Annotated in this window: 17 protein-coding genes; 2 read left to right on the forward strand and 15 right to left on the reverse strand. The window is 46.6% G+C overall.

What is annotated here, in order from left to right:
* Positions 1-128: 128 nt before the first annotated feature.
* The 12 genes from P364_RS0125170 to P364_RS0125225 all read right to left on the reverse strand — a co-directional run bounded on the left by P364_RS0125170 (position 129) and on the right by P364_RS0125225 (position 10310).
* Entirely contained in the window at positions 129-1115 is a 987-nt protein-coding gene (locus tag P364_RS0125170) for a siderophore ABC transporter substrate-binding protein (protein ID WP_024632807.1), read from the reverse strand.
* Between the two features lie 38 nt (positions 1116-1153).
* On the reverse strand, positions 1154-1912 hold the full coding sequence (locus tag P364_RS0125175; protein WP_024632808.1) for an iron ABC transporter ATP-binding protein: 759 nt from the start codon (positions 1910-1912) through the stop codon (positions 1154-1156).
* Positions 1906-2874, reverse strand: coding sequence for an iron chelate uptake ABC transporter family permease subunit (locus P364_RS0125180; protein ID WP_328285973.1), 969 nt, complete (start codon positions 2872-2874; stop codon positions 1906-1908). The genes P364_RS0125175 and P364_RS0125180 overlap by 7 nt, the downstream gene beginning before the upstream one ends.
* Positions 2871-3824, reverse strand: a complete 954-nt coding sequence (locus P364_RS0125185) for an ABC transporter permease (RefSeq protein WP_024632810.1) — start codon at positions 3822-3824, stop codon at positions 2871-2873. The genes P364_RS0125180 and P364_RS0125185 overlap by 4 nt, the downstream gene beginning before the upstream one ends.
* 238 nt (positions 3825-4062) lie before the next feature.
* On the reverse strand, positions 4063-4398 hold the full coding sequence (locus P364_RS0125190; protein ID WP_024632811.1) for a hypothetical protein: 336 nt from the start codon (positions 4396-4398) through the stop codon (positions 4063-4065).
* A 48-nt stretch (positions 4399-4446) separates the two neighbouring features.
* Entirely contained in the window at positions 4447-5148 is a 702-nt protein-coding gene (locus P364_RS0125195) for a pirin family protein (RefSeq protein WP_024632812.1), read from the reverse strand.
* Between the two features lie 231 nt (positions 5149-5379).
* Positions 5380-5790, reverse strand: coding sequence for a DoxX family protein (locus P364_RS0125200; protein WP_024632813.1), 411 nt, complete (start codon positions 5788-5790; stop codon positions 5380-5382).
* Positions 5791-5829: 39 nt separating this feature from the next.
* Positions 5830-6690, reverse strand: coding sequence for a M56 family metallopeptidase (locus P364_RS0125205; protein ID WP_024632814.1), 861 nt, complete (start codon positions 6688-6690; stop codon positions 5830-5832).
* Between the two features lies 1 nt (position 6691).
* Positions 6692-7108 carry a BlaI/MecI/CopY family transcriptional regulator gene (locus P364_RS0125210; protein ID WP_024632815.1) on the reverse strand — a complete coding sequence of 139 codons (417 nt, stop codon included), beginning with the start codon at positions 7106-7108 and terminating at the stop codon, positions 6692-6694.
* A 243-nt stretch (positions 7109-7351) separates the two neighbouring features.
* Positions 7352-8815 (reverse strand): catalase, encoded by a 1464-nt coding sequence (locus P364_RS0125215; protein ID WP_024632816.1) that lies wholly within the window; start codon positions 8813-8815, stop codon positions 7352-7354.
* Positions 8816-9132: 317 nt separating this feature from the next.
* Positions 9133-9939 carry a winged helix-turn-helix transcriptional regulator gene (locus tag P364_RS0125220; protein WP_024632817.1) on the reverse strand — a complete coding sequence of 269 codons (807 nt, stop codon included), beginning with the start codon at positions 9937-9939 and terminating at the stop codon, positions 9133-9135.
* Positions 9915-10310 carry a Fur family transcriptional regulator gene (locus P364_RS0125225; RefSeq protein WP_024632818.1) on the reverse strand — a complete coding sequence of 132 codons (396 nt, stop codon included), beginning with the start codon at positions 10308-10310 and terminating at the stop codon, positions 9915-9917. Before P364_RS0125225 ends, P364_RS0125220 begins: the two co-directional genes overlap by 25 nt.
* 274 nt (positions 10311-10584) lie before the next feature.
* Here P364_RS0125225 and P364_RS0125230 point away from each other — a divergent pair, with 274 nt between their 5' ends.
* Positions 10585-11709: a GGDEF domain-containing protein gene (locus P364_RS0125230; RefSeq protein WP_024632819.1), complete on the forward strand. Its 1125-nt coding sequence runs from the start codon at positions 10585-10587 to the stop codon at positions 11707-11709.
* Between the two features lie 100 nt (positions 11710-11809).
* On the opposite strand, the gene P364_RS0125235 is transcribed toward P364_RS0125230, so the two are convergent.
* Complete coding sequence (locus P364_RS0125235; RefSeq protein ID WP_024632820.1) at positions 11810-12748, reverse strand: aldo/keto reductase family protein; 939 nt, start codon at positions 12746-12748, stop codon at positions 11810-11812.
* A 203-nt stretch (positions 12749-12951) separates the two neighbouring features.
* On the reverse strand, positions 12952-14598 hold the full coding sequence (locus P364_RS0125240) for a cellulase family glycosylhydrolase (RefSeq protein ID WP_052016766.1): 1647 nt from the start codon (positions 14596-14598) through the stop codon (positions 12952-12954).
* Positions 14599-14902: 304 nt separating this feature from the next.
* On the opposite strand from P364_RS0125240, the gene P364_RS0125245 reads away from it, so the two are divergent.
* Positions 14903-15928, forward strand: coding sequence for a LacI family DNA-binding transcriptional regulator (locus P364_RS0125245; protein ID WP_024632822.1), 1026 nt, complete (start codon positions 14903-14905; stop codon positions 15926-15928).
* A gap of 36 nt (positions 15929-15964) precedes the next feature.
* On the opposite strand, the gene P364_RS0125250 is transcribed toward P364_RS0125245, so the two are convergent.
* A complete protein-coding gene (locus P364_RS0125250) occupies positions 15965-17602 on the reverse strand; it encodes a histidine kinase dimerization/phospho-acceptor domain-containing protein (RefSeq protein ID WP_024632823.1) in 1638 nt (545 codons plus the stop codon).
* Positions 17603-17739 lie beyond the last annotated feature (137 nt).

Raw genomic sequence — 17739 nt, forward strand, 5'->3', positions numbered from 1 at the left:
CGGAATTATGTGGTCTTTTTGTAAAATATCCAATCATTTTTTTCAATTCAGGCAACAAAAAAAAGGCCCCTGTATAAATAACAGAGACCTTAGGGGCCTAATCAATGGATGCAGCAAACTTCATTTACTTATTGGATGCTCTTGTCCACTTCTTTAATCATCTCTTGAATGGATTCCAGACCACCACCGGACAAGTACCAGTAATCGGGGTCAAGATAAACAATGTGTCCATCTTTGAAGGCATTTGTATTTTTGACCAAATCGTTCTCTATCACCTGTTTGGCTGGAGTTGCTTCACCACTACCTGCAACCACCGCACTCCGATCTACCACAAACAAATAATCCGGATTTTTCTCCATAACATACTCAAATGAAACGCTCTGTCCATGGGTGGACACTTCAATATTTGCATCTGCTGGAGTAAAACCGAACACATCATGTATCACACCAAATCGGGAACCCGCACCATACGCACTTAATTTGCCTTCGTTCGTCAGAACAACCAGTGCATTCTTTCCAGCAGCCGTTACTTTATCTTTTAATGCTTTAACAGAGGTATCAACCGATGCTAGTGCCTCTTCTGCTTCTTTTTCTTTACCAAAGATCTCTCCAAGCGTCTTCACATTCGAAGTCAGGGAGTTCATATAATCTTCTGTATCTACCGCCATATAAATGGTCGGTGCGATCTCGCTCAGCTCTTCATAGGAGTCTTGCAGTCGTCCTGAGATAATAATCAGGTCAGGCTTCATGGCATTTACTTTCTCAAAATCAGCCTCTTTCAAACCGCCAACATTGGTGTACTTTGCATCGTTATACTTTGCCAGATAAGAGGGAACTCCCTCCTGAGGTACACCGGCAACCTCTACCCCAAGCTGATCCAATGTATCCAGCACACCATAGTCGAACACAACCACTTTCTCCGGATTCTTCTTCACAGTTGTTTCGCCAAGTTTATGTTTAATGACGATTTCATCATTGGACTGTTCTGCTGCTGCATTCGCTTCTGATCCTGTGCCACTGCTGGCACCTGTATTTTCTGCTGTTTTACTTCCACCGCAAGCTGCCAGAACAACCGACAACACCACAAGCAACGTAAACAACCAACCCTTTTTCATAAATAGACACCTCTCGCTCTCTATATTGGTTTACCTTTTTAAGCAAAATACACACAAATTTTACGCCCATCAATCCATTGCACAGGGATGTGCATGTCATATACTTTCTGCAATACATCCGTATCAATGATGTCCTCCGTTTTACCTTCCTGCACGACACGCCCATCTTTGAGTGCAACGATATAGTCTGAGTAACAGGAGGCAAAATTGATGTCATGAATGACAATAACAATTGTCTTCCCCAATTCATCCACCATTTTTCGAAGCACCTTCATAATCTGTACGGAATGTTTCATGTCCAAATTGTTCAATGGTTCATCGAGCAGAATATACTCGGTGTTCTGCGCAATAACCATGGCGATATATGCCCGTTGTCGTTGCCCACCGCTTAGTTCATCCAAATATTTTTTACGGAAAGGAGCAAGCTCCATATAATCGATGGCTTCCTGAATCCACTGCCGATCTTCTGCCGTGAGTCTTCCTTGTGAATAAGGAAAACGGCCAAAAGCAACCAGGTCCTCCACAGTCAACCTGATATTTATGTGATTGGATTGTTTGAGTACTGATATTTTTTTGGACAAATCCTTGTTCTTCCAACCTTCGATCTCTTTTCCTTCGATCAGGACTTGTCCTGTATCCTTGCTGATTAGTCTGGTGATCATAGACAACAATGTACTTTTGCCTGCACCATTGGGACCGATAAATGAAGTGATTTTCCCTTTGGTAATATTCAGTGATACGTCATCCACTACCCGGACGCCGCCGTATTGTTTGGTTACATTTCTGACTTCTACCACGACTTATTCTCCTTTAGCAGTAAATAGATGAAGTACACACCGCCTACAAAATTGATAATGACACTTACTGTCGTAGCAAAGGTAAATACCCGCTCCACAATGAGCTGTCCACCGACTAATGAAACTACTGCGATAATGACCGAACCCCAGATCAGTACTTTATGACGATGTGTCCGGAATAACTGATGCGCCAGATTCACGACCAGCAGCCCCAGGAACATGATTGGGCCGACCAGTGCTGTGGAAATTGACACCAGAACCATCACAACCAGCAATAACCTTTTCACTATGTACTGGTAATCCACCCCAAGATTAACCGCGTGATCTTTGCCGAGGGACAGTACGTCGAGATATTTGGTAAACTTCTGTGCATACAGCAAGATCAAAATAATGGCCACCATGGAGATGATCAGCAGATCCGTATTCACATTGTTAAAACTCGCAAACATCTTGCCTTGCAGCACAAGGAACTCATTGGGGTCGATCAGTACCTCCATGAAGGAGGACATGCTCTGAAACAGCGTACCCAGAATAAGGCCAACGAGCAGCAGCAAATAAATATTGCGCCCCCCTTCTCTACGGAACATAAACTGATGCAGAAGTAGAGCAAACAGGGTCATTAACAGCACAGATACCGCAAAGTTAAGATTTTTGTTCACAAAGCTGATATGCGTGCTTCCAAATACAAACACGGCAAAGGTCTGAAACAACATATACAGGGAGTCAAGCCCCATAATGCCAGGCGTAAGAATTCGGTTGTTGGTTATCGTTTGAAAAATGGCAGTGGAGTACGCGATGCAGGCACCCGTGAGCACAATGGCAAGAATCTTTTTTCCTCTGCGAGGCAGAATATAATCCCAGTTGCCCCCGGATTGAATGACCAGAAATACACCAATCAACAGCACTGCCGCTGCAATCAAAATGCCAAACTTCCAGGTATTTGCCGTATACTTCATTCTCATGATCCATAAGCCTTTCTTCGAAGCAGTAAATACAGGAACAACACGCTGCCCACAACGCCCACAGTCAAACTGATGGACAGTTGATAAGGATAAATAATCAATTGACCCAGAATATCGCAGACCAGGACAAAAATCGCACCGAGCACTGCCGTATGAGGCAATGTATCCCTTAAGTTATCGCCCTTATACAGCGTTACAATATTCGGTACTACAAGACCGAGAAACGGAATTGTACCTACGGTGATAATGACGACAGCTGAAACCATGGCAACCAGAATCAGCCCGAGATTAACCACTTTTCGATAAGCCAGTCCAAGATTGGTTGAGAAATCTTCGCCCATACCCGCAAGTGTAAAACGATTAGCAAACAGATAAACGATAATGAGCAGCGGAATACTGATATAGATCAGTTCATAACGTCCCTTCATAATCGTGGAGAAATCCCCCTGTAACCATGACGACATGTTCTGGATCAAATCGTTTTTGTAGGCAAAAAAAGTCGTGACCGAGCTTACAATATTGCCAAACATCAAACCAAGGAGAGCGATGTATATCGTATCCTTGAATTTAACCTTCTCCAGTATCCGCATAAAGATTAGCGTTCCAGCCAGTGCAAAGGCAAAAGCGACCAGCATTTTTTGCAGTGGAGAAGCACTAGGAAACCACATCAAAGTAACAAGGATACCCAACCTGGCGGAGTCCATTGTTCCGGCCGTTGTTGGAGAAACAAATCGGTTGCGTGTCAGCTGCTGCATGATCAGTCCAATGACACTCATACTGATACCCGCCACAAGGATGCTGATTAAGCGAGGAAAACGACTGACTTGTAACACCTGAAGCTGGACTGGGGTCAAATGAAAAATATCCATAGGCGAAATGTCTGAATTGCCAATAAACAGGTATACGATAGACAAAAAAGCCAGTCCGATCAACATATAGCCTAACTTCATCTCTCTACTAATCCCCTCACCATTAGCCGTAAACAAATGTAGCTGTTCTACTTCATAATTTGATATTGATACTCATTATCAATTAAAATAATTATATCGATATTCATTTCGTCATGTCAACCATTCTCTGCTTCTCTTTTCCTTAATTTCATAAAACAACCTGAAACACATATAATCCATAATTAATTGTATATAAGGAAAAAGACCTTCCAATTGGAAGGTCCCATTAATGATTCATTTAGTCGGCAAAATAATCTTCAGGAACATAGCGGATCTCAGATTCCGCATATATGGTCAATGTATGGCGTTCTCCATCATAATGCACCCGGTCTCCCTGAACGTAATACCAGTGCTTCACCAGGGGCTGATCCTTGCGCTGTACAAAGCGAAACACGTTGAGCTCCTGTCTGAGCTCCATAATGCTGTCCACCACCTGTTGTTCTAAACCCGTAACGGTAAAAACAAATCCCGTGCCCTCTCTTTGATAGCGATAGGACAACGAATCGGTTTTGCTGTTCACCAGCCCTCGCCCAGTCACTGCATGCTTAACCATAAACCATTCCTGCTGCGTCATAAAGTACATCCTCCTTTGGATCTTGGAGTTCCATTCCATTTCGGTAAATTAGGGCAAATCGATTAACATATAGAAGGCGTCCTCGCTTGCATCCAGGTTCATGGATGTCGTCTGCTCCACACGAGCCGTGTCCCCTTCAGTTAACTGATGCTCTCCGTTCAAGCCAAGCTTTCCTTCAATGGCAAAAATGTACATACGGCGATCTTCTGCCTGATCATAGGTTAACGTCTGGCCTTTAGCCAATCGGCCAAGATAGATGGTCATATCCTGTTGAATGGATGCGATACGCGCCCCACCTTCAGGCGATACCACGGGTACAAGTGCTCCCGAAAGTGCGTCTGGATCAAACGAGGTCGTCTCGTAAGACGGCTCCAGCCCTCTTGTATATGGCATGAACCAGAGTTGTAATATACGTACTTCTTCGGTATCCGAAGCATTGTGCTCGGTATGAATCATGCCAGTACCTGCTGACATGCGCTGAATTCCACCAAATGATGTAACTGCCACATTGCCCAGGTTATCTTCATGACGCAGCTTCCCGTTCAGTACGATGGATACAATCTCCATATCACTATGCGGATGTGCCCCAAAACCACGGCCAGGAGCAATTACATCGTCATTGGCTACCCGCATGGGTCCAAACGCGGTATTCTCCGGGTCCTGGTATTCACCAAAGGAAAAGCTGTGATTGCCGCGCAGCCAACCCCGGTCGAAGCTGGAGCGGGAATCGGATGGAATGACGTTTATCATAAAGCGCACCCTCCTACAAGTTCTCTTATTTTTTCTTAGTAGCATACTTATTCTCATTGTACCAAATAGTTGGGCTTGTCGTCCAAAACAAAAAGCCTTTTCGCGGCTAGAACGGTTCACGCATACAATTACACGTAATCCGGTTTAGCGAGAAAAGGCTTTATACAGGAGATATGAGATATACCTGCTTATAAAATGAACTTGTTCCATCCCTATTGGATGTTAGACCCGTTATGCACTCACATTCTGGCGAGTGTTGCCTTGTCTAGAGAAGAAATGATCCACCGCCAGAAAACGGCTGCCTGTGAAAAGCATTGTCAATGAACCTGCCAACAGCAGGTAATCAAGCTCGGTACCACTTATGAACGGCTGTCCCACTTTGGCAGTAAGCAGAACGCCTCCCATAACGACGATGAACAATGCAGCAAATACACGGGTTCCCAATCCCAGAATCATGCCTGCACCACCTGCCAGCTCAATGATCGCTACAACAGATGCCAGAAAACCGGGAATGCCGATACTTTCAAAGAACCCGACGGTACCGCTAATTCCGCCTTCGAATTTACTCCAGCCATGCAATACAAAGATGAGACCAATCATGATCCTTGAGAAAAACAGTCCAATTTCCACACTTCGATTCATATTCATCTTCCTCCCTGGCGTTTAAGTTCAACGTGAAATTCAACCAATGGACCATACAAACAAGACAGACAGCAGCAGGATTACTGTGGCCGATATGAATACCGCATAACGGGGAAGCGTCAGCGCAACATCCTGTTCCGGGTCTAATAGACGGGATATACGAACATTCACCGAAGTGTCGGCAAAAGACGATTGAATAGCTGTCTCGCTAATTCTCCAATGTTCAGGGCAAGCCCGGATCAGTTTAAGCAGTGCACTACCAATGCCCGCGGCGTTCCCTGTCCGTTCAATCGCTTCATTGTCAGCCAGAATTTCTCTAATGATATTGTAATGTTTTGACGTATGCTTCAACACCGGAATATACGGCATCATGAAGGCAAATACCGACAGCAATGTCGTCTTGAGTGGATCACGATGCCACAGATGATGGACCTCATGATACACAACCGCTCTTTCTTCTTCAGCATCCAGCATAGTGAGCAGCCCTGTGGAAAGTACAATAACGGGTTTCCAGAGACCTATCGTAAATGCAACCGGTGACGGCTTGTCCACCACAATGAATCGGGCTTGTTTCAGATGACGGTATCGCGCTTCCAGTTTCCAAGATAGGGCCCCATCCTCCATCGACCGAAGCTTTCGTACCGCTGCACATGTCTTAATCATCCGATCCAGCAGCAACCAGCCTGTACCGGCAAACGTCAGAATCACCAGCGCCATAAGAACATGGCCTACGGATAACCAGCCCAGTCTGCTCATCCAGTGATTGCACAGCCAGAGCAGGTTAAACGGAATATCCCAACCGAATATTTTGTACATCGCGTACATGAACATCTGCATGAACACGAGTAACGGAATGCCAAACCCGACGGTAAACAAGAGCTTCGAGCGGGCCTTCCACATGTCAATCGCTATCCTTTTTCCATTGCTTAATCTTCTGCTCCAGACGCTCTATCAACCCTGCGTCTGCTTCATCCAGCGCATCCAGCATATGATTCAGAGCAAGTGCCCCGAATTCATCCACCAATTCATGTGATAATTCCTTGGATTGGTCGTTCATAAACTCCTCCCTGCTCTGCACCGGATGGTACAGTGACGTTCGGCCCTTCTGCGATTTGCGGAGCAGCTCCTTGTCCACGAGGCGATTCATCACCGTCATGACTGTATTGAAATTAACGTCTTTATCTTGTTCAAGTGCGGTTTGCACTTCGCGAATGCTGCTGCCTGGACGCGTCCATAAAATGTCCATGATCTTCGCCTCCAGCGGACCGAAAAATCGATTCAGCCCACGCTCACCCACTTTAAAATTGTGTATTCTCATATGTTCAGACACCCCTCACACTACCCATTGTAGTGCCAACAAACGAGAAGTCAACCTCTATGTCAGCTATTTATTGTAAATAATTTGTAAATATGTTTTCCATTTCAGAATATCATTTCATTGCACAAGGTCGGTTTATAGGTGAAAAAAGTCTAAAGACCGGGCAAGCCTGCTATTCTGCAGTCCTACCCGGTCTATTATAAAATCAATTATTCATTTCTGAAAAAGATGAATTTAAGTGCTTTATTTACGATCCTGTGATGGCATAAATGCGGAGATATCTACACCAAGTCCATGAGCCAGACGACCACCGAGCTGTCCATCTGCCTGGAAGAAGTGACACAAGGCACGCAACTGAGTCTGTTCCGGAACTGCCTTCAGGTCGTTGATCAGATTATCGAGCAAGTGTTGCTGCTCTACCGCCGTGAAGGAACGGAACAATTCCCCTGACTGTGTATAGTTATCGGTCTTCTCAATTTTCTCGCGCGTAACATGACCCTGCAGCGGAGCCTGACTGTCACGGTATTCCGGTGCTTCCACCGGGCTGTTGCCCGAGCTGTTCGGTTCATAGTTTACCGGAGATGGGTCCTGACTCACATTCATGAGTCCATCACGCTGATGATTGCGAACCGGAGCATAAGGGCAGTTCACCGGAATCTGCAAATAGTTCGGTCCGAGCCGGTGGCGCTGTGTATCCGGATAGGAGAACAGGCGACCCTGCAGTAATTTATCTTCGGAAGGCTCGATTCCAGGTACTAAAGCGCTTGGAGAGAAGGCTGCTTGCTCCACTTCTGCGAAGAAATTCTGTGGATTACGGTTCAACGTCATCGTTCCGATGGTCTGGAACGGTAACACATCCTCGGGCCAAGTCTTCGTTGGGTCGAGTGGATCAAAAGCGAAATCATCCATCTGCTCCGGCTTCAGCAATTGAACCTGCAGCTTCCACTGCGGGTATTGACCATTTTTGATATGATCGTGCAAATCCCGGGTGGCATGGTTGAAATCCTGCCCTTGTACTTCAGCCGCCTCTTGACGAGAGAAACCTCGTACGCCCTGAGCTGACTCCCACTTGTATTTCACATAATGAACTTGCCCTTGCGCATTGATCCATTTGAAGGCGTGTACGCCGAATCCATCCATTTCACGGTAGCTTGCTGGCGTACCCAGATCGGAGAACAACCAGGTCATCATATGCGTCGACTCCGGTGATAGTGTCATGAAATCCCAGTAGCGTGCAGGATCCTGGATATTCGTATCCGGCGCAGGCTTCAGGGAATGGACCATATCTGGGAACTTCATGGCATCACGGATGAAGAAGACAGGTAAATGGTTCCCCACGATATCATAGTTTCCTTCACGGGTATAGAACTTCACGGCAAAACCACGTGGGTCACGCGCTGTCTCCGGGGAACCTGTACCGTGAATTACCGTGGAGAATCGCACCAATACGTCCGTCTCTGTGCCAGGGTCTTGCAGGAAGTCTGCAGTTGTGTAAGCCTTCATGCTCTGCTCCAGTGTAAATACGCCATGTGCACCGGCACCTCTCGCATGAACGACCCGTTCCGGTATACGCTCACGATCAAAGTGGGCGATCTTTTCAAGCAGATGATAATCCTCAAGTAATGTCGGGCCTCTTCTTCCTGCGGTACGGGAGTTTTGGTTGTCACCTACGGGTGCGCCCTGATTGGTTGTCATGCGTTCTGTCATATCGTTATCCTCCTCATGTTGGTCTCATGCCTGCTGTATATACTCTATTAAAATCATATTCGACATCGCTTTAAATATACATTTAGACTTGATCTAACTGTTAAAATGATTCTAACATGTCCCACTCGCCTCTTGCATGAGGTTCACATGAGATTCAGATGAGTTTCTTGTTCGTTTCATGAATGAAATATGAACATCAACTTTGAGAACGATGAGCATTATTTCATTTCGATTCGATGGGTCTCATTTACGCTATCTAGTGGATACCCGCATACGTGTGACATGAACAGTATAATCTGCCCACAAAAAAAAGCGGACTAATCCGCCAGGCGGTAGCCCACTCCTCTTACCGTTACTATATATTGAGGCGAAGCCGCGTTATCGCCAAGTTTTTTGCGCAAGCTTTTGATATGAACATCCACTACATTGCTTCCACCCGTAAAATCCGTCTCCCAAATATCGCTGAGCATCTCCTCACGAGAAATGACTGCACCTTTGGCGTCAATCAGCTTCAGCAGCAGATCATACTCTGTCTTGGTCAAATGAATACGGTCATTATTCCGGTGCACGCTCATCCGCTCACGATCCAGCCATAAATCCTTGAAACCGATACGCTGTCCCTCCTGAGGCAGAAATCCGCGTTTCGGTGCTGCAGGACTATTGCCGATCATGCGCTGCACACGATATAACGCCTCCTGCGGACGTGCCGGCCAAACCAGTAATTCCTCCTGAAGCATCGGGCCACTGGCACTGCCAATCATCTTCTCCCCCACCAAATACAGACAGGGTGTTGCATATTCAGCTTCACGGTTCAGTCGGCTGCTGATGCCGGCAAATGCATCGATGGTTCCAGCAACAGACAGGTCATAGATTAACAGATCGAATACAAGCCGTTCATGCAAATCAGGCTCCCAGCGATGGAATACCAGCACATCGAAGCAGCTATCCGTTAGTGCCTTGACCAGTTCATGTACCTGACCCGGCATCGGACTGATCAGAATGACCCGTCTCGTGATCGGACAATTATCTACGAGGGGAGCTGGATCGGCAAGGGCAGGCTTGACCCGGATCGGCAAACGACGACCGGACAGGTTGATTTTTACTTGACCCGTTTGTTTCTGCATTCTGCGCAGACACCTCCAAAGACCACATGAGCGTGATCAATCGCATACCCGGTTTCCTCCGCAACTTGCTTCATCCATTGCGGAGGAACTTCCGTCATAACTTCATCCACCTTGCCGCATACTTCACACATAATATGTTGATGATCGTCCATGCGGGCATCATAACGACTCGCCGTCTCGCCCAACTTGAGCTCTCGAATCAATTCTTTATCCGTCAAATATCGGAGCGAATTATATACTGTACCATAAGCCAAATTATAACCTTGCTCCACCAGACGATTCATCACGTCTGCTGCGGTTGGATGGTCTTCGGAATGACGGACGACATCATAAACGGCTTGACGCTGTATCGTCAGATTTAGAGTTCTCACCAGCAATTCTCCTTTATTTACTCATTCAATAGTATATAAGATGACACAGCAATCTACAGACTGCTATGATTCCCAGAAACATCAAAATCAATTTTGATTTAGATTAAGTATAAATCTCATTGTATAATGAAGTCAATATCCGACTAATTTATTCATGAATTGCCATAGCCAAGCCTCTTCACAGCTCCCCCTCTCCTATTTGGGATATTATGGTTCGCTACCACACTGCTTTTCAGCTAAAATATAGTAATGTGCGCTAAAGGGGGGATGCTGGTTGCTAAGCACATTTTTCGTTAATGTCTGTGTCATGATTACGTTCATGTATGTGTCCGGAATCATCGCCAAATTCTATCGTATCCGTGTGCCCTTTCCCTCAATGCGTGTTCAGATGATCGGTGGTCTGCTGTTCGGGATCTATGGAACGGTACTGATGAATTATTCCTTTCCTTTGAATGAAACTACCATTGTAGATTTGCGTCATTTGGCTATCGTCACAGCAGCCGTATATTTAGGAGGATTCGCTTCAGTCATCTCGGGACTCGTCATTTCCATCCTGCGTATTCTCATGTTTGGAATGTCATCCGCTGCTATCGATGCAGCCTTCGTCATGACAATCATCGGACTGTCCGGTGTATATTTCGCCTATGCTCCTTGGTCGAGATTAACCAAGATTATTACCATGAACCTGCTGGGTATGACGCTGATCTTTGTCATTCTGATGCTCAATACTTCCAGCATGAATTCTTTAATGAAAGTATATCCATTACAGATAACCATTTCCTTTGTCGGTGGAATCTTTATTTATTTCATCGCAGAATTCATTAATAAATCCAATGAAATGTTGTTCCTGCTGGAGCGAAAAGCTTCCACCGACCATCTAACCAACCTAAGTAATCGCAGACAATTTGAGAAATCACTCGAGTTGGAACTGGAACGGGCACGTGAGACCAAGCAAAAACTATCCCTGTTGGTCATCGACATTGACCGGTTCAAAAAAGTAAATGACACCTTCGGCCATTCTTCAGGCGATGCAGTCTTGAAACAGCTCGGGCAATTGCTCATCAAGCATGCCCGCTCGGCCGATATCGTCTCTCGAAACGGAGGCGAAGAATTTGCTATTCTGTTGCTCGATTGTGGTCATCACCAGGCTATGGCGATTGCTGAGTCGATCAGGCAAGCGGTGGAGAAGTACCTCTTCGCTCTGCCGGATGGCAATACGATCCGGCTAACCATCTCGATCGGTGTTGCTGTGTTTCCGGATCACTGTGACGACCGGGATGATAACGATTTCTTTGAACAGGCAGATCGTGCATTATATGAAGCCAAGAATACGGGCAGGAATCGAGTCTGTTCCATTCCACTGCGTTCCATCACCCTTTCCGGCCCAAATTCAATCTAATTTCAAACGCAAAAGGGATGTCCCAGTAGCCATACAGGCTATCCGGGACATCCCTTTTTTCTTTATCAGCGCAAGAACAGCCTGAGTAGTTTAGCTTGCCTCAAGCTAATATTTGTTCGATTTCTTCAACGATTGCAGCATCCAGCTTCACCCCGGAAGCGGCTGCGTTTTCTTTCACCTGCTCGGGACGGCTTGCGCCTACAAGCGCACTGGACACGTTATTTTGGCGCAGAATCCACGCCAGAGCCAATTGACCGACCTTCAGATCCAGCTTGTCCGCCACTTCAATTAACTGACGAACCTTCGCGATCCGGTCACCGTTAATTTTCCCTTCATCCCAGCCCAGCTTTGCTGCCCGGCTATTCTCGGGGATATCAGATACCGAAGTGTATTTACCGGTTAAAAGCCCTTGTGCCAGTGGGGAATAGACCACCTGTCCAATTCCTTTGCGCTCGCCCAGCGGGATGATTTCATTTTCGATATAACGGTCGAACATGTTGTACACCGGCTGGTTCACCACAATATGATCCAGCAGCAGGCGATCAGCGGTACCCAGCGCCGCTTCCATCTGTGCCGCCGTCCACTGACTAACACCTACGTAGAGCACTTTGCCTTGACGCACCAGATCGTCCAGTGCTCGCAGTGTCTCTTCAATCGGTGTTTCGGTATGATAGCGATGGCAATAATATATGTCTACATAATCAACACCCAGCCGCTGCAAGCTGGCTTCGCATTGTTCCTTAATATGTTTACGGGACAACCCTTGATCATTGGGACCGTCACCCATTTTGCCAAAAACCTTGGTTGCAAGCACATACGAATCACGGGAATACGCTTTCAACGTCTGCCCCAGCAGCTCTTCTGCTGCACCCCGCTCGTACACATTGGCTGTGTCAAAAAAGTTAATGCCTTCATCGAATGCGGCTTCAATTGATTTCACCGCGTTTTCACGTTCCACATACCCTCCGTATGTCAGCCAGCTACCCAGGCTGATCTCGCTTACCTTCAGTCCGCTTCCACCCAATCTACGGTATTCCATTGAATGCACATCCTCCTCTAAACTGATTAATGATGAAGTTCCCTTTCTATTGTATCGTATTCAGCTCGGATTAAAAGGGCTTTGGAGCAGAATTTGGGAAATGGTTATGGATGAATATTAAAAAGCTCTGCTGTAAAAGCGGAGCCATCATGCGGGTCACTACATTACGTTTCTTTTTTGTTTATGCGAGATCCTAGTCTGTCTCAGTTAGCTGTAACAATAAATTGTTCCCATGCTCCGCCGACAACGTTACGATTGGCGTACAGCACACCCCCATTATTCAAATCCGCACTGACATATTTACCGTTCGCAACGGATTTGAAAGCAACCAGCCCCCCGCCCAGATCTTCACGGGTAAACTTCTCCCAAGTAGATGGATACGTGGCCGAGGCGATCAAACGCCCGCCGTTATTCAGATCAGCTTGCACATATTTAATGTTGCTCATCGACAGGAAGGATACCGTTCCATCCGAGTTCTGGATGATTTTGAACCGTTCCCAGTGTCCGGCAGTATCCCGATTTGCAACCAGCGAATCCGACCCACCGTTCTCTGCGCTGACAAACGTACCGTTGGCATTGGCCTTCAGACTGGACCAGGTCTCTGTAAACGGAGCTGTTCCCGTATGTTTCTTGACCACATTCTGAAATGTGGTATTAGAGGCAAAGTTCGCCGTGGTGAACTTGCTCCATTTGGAAGCAATCGTTGCCGCACTGTCCGTATTCAGGTTAGGTGCCGGGTTGTTGTTATTATTGTAATAACCCCAAGTCCCGCCCCCTTTGACCTTATAACTCCAGTTCGTCCACGAAGCATTCAGTGCATTCAGACCGGACAGCCACTTCTCGGTCAGATCATCCTGACCAAACGAGAATTCGCCAGCTAACACCGGAACATTCCAATTCTTCTGATAGGACGCCATATCCTTCAACCAGCGATCCATCTCTGAATTGGTCAGATCCCAGTTGTTATAATCCGTGAATTGATAGTGATGCGTCTGATACATCACATTTGTCCAGCCATACGTCGTTGGCGGTGAAGCTGCCCACCAGTCGAAGAATGCCGCGATGATGATCATGTGATCCGCATCCTTGGCACGAACAGCTTTGTACATCCGGTCATAGAAATCCATCTTTTGCTTGATCTGAGCTGCATTTTCACCTATACCCATGGTTACGAGAGGTTCATTGAGCAGGTCATACGCGGCAACGGTTGGATTGCCTTTGTAACGTGTTGCCATCCGTTCCCAGATCTGAATGGTCCAGTTCTGGTATGTAGCATTGGTCCACAGTTGGTTGGAATTCTCCTGACCGCAGGAATGCCACGGACAGGCTGCTCCTGGTGCCCCGTGCAGATCGAGAATCACATACAGGTTCCGTTTGCCCGCTTCATCAATAAGCCAATCGAGCTTGCGGAACGTAACCGAATCAGGTTTCATGACACCACTGGTGTTCATAAAATCCTCCCAATAGATCGGCACACGCACAACGTTCATGCCCCAGTTCTTGATGTTATCCAGATCGCCAGCCTGAATCCAGTTGTCCTGATATCCATTGATCAGGCTCTGTGCACCCGATTCTCCAAAACGATTTGTCAAAGTACGTCGCAGTGTGTATTCATCTACCGCCCCGGATGGCGTCATCCATTCTTCCTGCAGCAGCCAGCCACCCAAATTGGTTCCACGCAGGTTTACCACGTTACCTGTACCCGAATTTTTGCGGACAACCGTCCCGTTAGCTTTCAGGAAATCCCCTGATCCAAAAGCCGCTTCGGCCTTCGAAGAACCTACGGCCGAAGCCAGCAGTCCGAGCAGCAGACAGCTGCACAATAGCATGATGGTGCTCTTCTTCAACATAGTTGACGCCTCCCTTGAATGGTCATAGCTTGAAGTATGACTGAACCAGGATGCAGCACTCACGACGGGTAACATAATGCTATAGAAACAGCGGGTCTACAAGTGGCGAAATTCCTGGATGCACCGCTATTTATCGCAACGAAGGAGATTCATGAAATCGATTACATTAAATTGAATACAAACCCTCTATTCCTCCACTATCCCCAATTATTGCTTCAATCGGTTATATCTTGTAATCGTTTTCAATTGGAATTATAATGAATTTGAATGAATTGTCAATCACTTATTTGGAGTTGTGAACCATATGGATGTCAAAATCATTGATGTCGCTGCCATCGCAGGTGTATCCCCGGCAACCGTATCACGAGTTATTAATCAGCACAGCAAGGTTAGCACCAAAACCAAAGATAAGGTGATGCGCGCCATCGAGCAATTGGGATACCACCCCAACGCAGCAGCCAAGAATCTTCGTTCACAGAGAACCATGACGATTGGCGTCATCGTTCCGGATATCAACAATTCCTACTATGCGGAAATAATCAAAGGCATTGAGAACATCGCCTACGCCCGCCATTACAAAGTCATCATATGTGATGCCCATAACCTGAAAGAGCGAGAAGTCGATTATCTTAATTTGCTGCTGGACCGGACGATTGACGGTGTCATCATTATCACTCCCATGCTGGCGGATGAGGAATTATTCAATCTCGCGGACAAGGGGTACCGTATTGGCATCGTTGGCAAATATATTGAACATGATCAGATTCCTTGTATATATACTGACAACGTGAAATTTTCCCAGGAAGTTGTTCAGCATCTGGTTGAGGCCGGACATCAAAATATCGTGTTCTTGAACGGTTACCCCGAAGCAATCGACAGCTATGAGCGGCTTGAAGGCTATTTGAAAGCCTTGCGCAATCATCAAATTCCATTTCGTCCCGAACTGATCGAGAATGGGAACTTCAACGAGGAAGGCGGGTACGAGGCCATCAAAAGACTGTTTAACAAAGGCCTGTCCTTCTCCGCGGTATATGCGGCCAATGATGAAATGGCCCTCGGCGTATATAAGGCATGCACAGAATACGGAATACGTATTCCCGAGCAATTGGCTATCGTAGGTGTGGACAACAATCGAATCAGCAAATACATTCATCCTACGCTAAGTTCGGTGAACCAGCCCAAGTATACGATGGGGGCCATTCTGATGGAGAAGATGATTGACATGATGAATACAAATGAATTTCAGGACAAACGTGTATTTAAAGTCGACTCGGAGCTGCTTGTTCGAGGATCGTCTTCCTTCCGAATAACAAATAAAGCGCACCCCTAACAGGTGCGCCTAATTTAATATACTTTTTTCATTTTCTTAATGCACAATGATGCTTAACGCATTCAACAATTCAGCCTGCTTCACCGGCTTGGTCAGGACCGCATCGAAGACTTCCGCTTCATGGGGATCGATATGCATACCATACGGAATCAGCACAATGATCGGTGAATCGGTAACCAGGAGCTTTAGCTTGTGTACAAAATCCACAGCGCCGCCCTCCAGCAGTCCCATATCCACAACGGCTACATCAGGCTTAAAACCCTCCTCAATCCAGTTGTACGCCTCGGTTGTAACCGAGGTCATATGCACATCCATCTTCCATCTTCGCATCAGGGAGGAGGCCCCTTGCAAAATGTCAGGATCCTTCGCAAGCAACACCTTTTTACCCCTCAGTCGGTGCTGAATATTGGCAAGCTGAGGCAGTTCCCAATGTTTGCGGAGCGGCAGGCAGATCTCGAATTCTGTTTCCTTGTCTCCCAGGCCGCGCACCTGAATACGGCCGTTCATAAGGATGGCAAGGTTCTGGCTGACCGCCAAACCGAGATTGGTTCCCACCAGCTTCTGTGTACTTATATTTCCGTCCAAATTGTTAAATGATCTAAGCTTTTTGTCCGAAGACAGCATGCGACCGGTATACTTCACATGAAGTCGAAGCGTCCCCGTTTCCTCTGCATCTCCACCATCCACAGTTGCTGTAACCAACACTGATCCTGTCCGTGTTGAATCTATGGCATACTGAATGACATGGGCCAATAGTTGTCCGATCTTGATTTCATCCCCGACGTAAACCTGAGATACATTCAGATTAAGGTTCAATCCCAGCTCAATGTTCTTGCTCAGCGCAAGTCCCGCATAGAGATAAACGGTATTCTCGATCGTGGTTACCAGATCAAATGGATCATCGTGTACAACTGTTTTGCCTGCATCGTTGACGTTAAAACTCATCATGTTATTTAGCAGTGAGAGCAGAATGTTACCGCTGGTCTCAATCATATTCACATACTCTGTCTGCTCGTCCGACATATCCGGTGTACGCATCAGGTCCGTCAATCCCAAAATGCCGTTCAGCGGATTACGAATCTCGTGGCTCATCAGCGACAGCATCTGTGTCTTGGTCATTGCCTCGGATTCCGCACGTTCCTTCTCTGCCTGCAGCTGCTCCTGTAGTTGCTCCGAATCACTCAGCTTCTGCTCCTGGACCTGCAGTGTATCTTCCAGATCCACGACATACCCCAGGAAAACAGCCATAGCTTTCAGCGTCTTCATATCCGTTTCACTAATCACATAATCGGGATTGTCCATCAGACATATGGTGCCGAACGCTTCGCCTGACCTCCGCAGAATCGGAATGCCCACAAAGAAACGATTGCCCAGTTCGCTCGTTACGTTCATCGATTCCGTAAGTGGATGTTCGCATGTATCCGTGATAACCATACTGCCTTCCTTATCTCTCAATACCAGGCTGCAATATGAAGCTTCAAATGGAAGTGCACTGCCTTTGGCAATCAACTGTTCCTCTCGGTTAAAAGCCTCCATAATAACATTGGTCACGCCATCATTCGTGGCAACAAAGATAGTGTTCACCTTTAATATGCCGCTTAACACGTCAACAATATGGGACGCGGCTTCCTGGATATTTTCATAGAAGCCTCTTGTAATGCTTACCGTTCCCATGACTCACCCCTCTTGTTTTAGCTGCATTTCAAATCCGTATTCCACATGATGATTCAATCGATTAACGAGGGTTCATATGTTCCGAAACAGCTGTCACAACCTATTCATATATGATTAACACTGTAGGAATCAAAGGG

The organism is Paenibacillus sp. MAEPY2, from assembly GCF_000499205.1.
GTDB lineage: Bacteria > Bacillota > Bacilli > Paenibacillales > Paenibacillaceae > Paenibacillus > Paenibacillus vandeheii.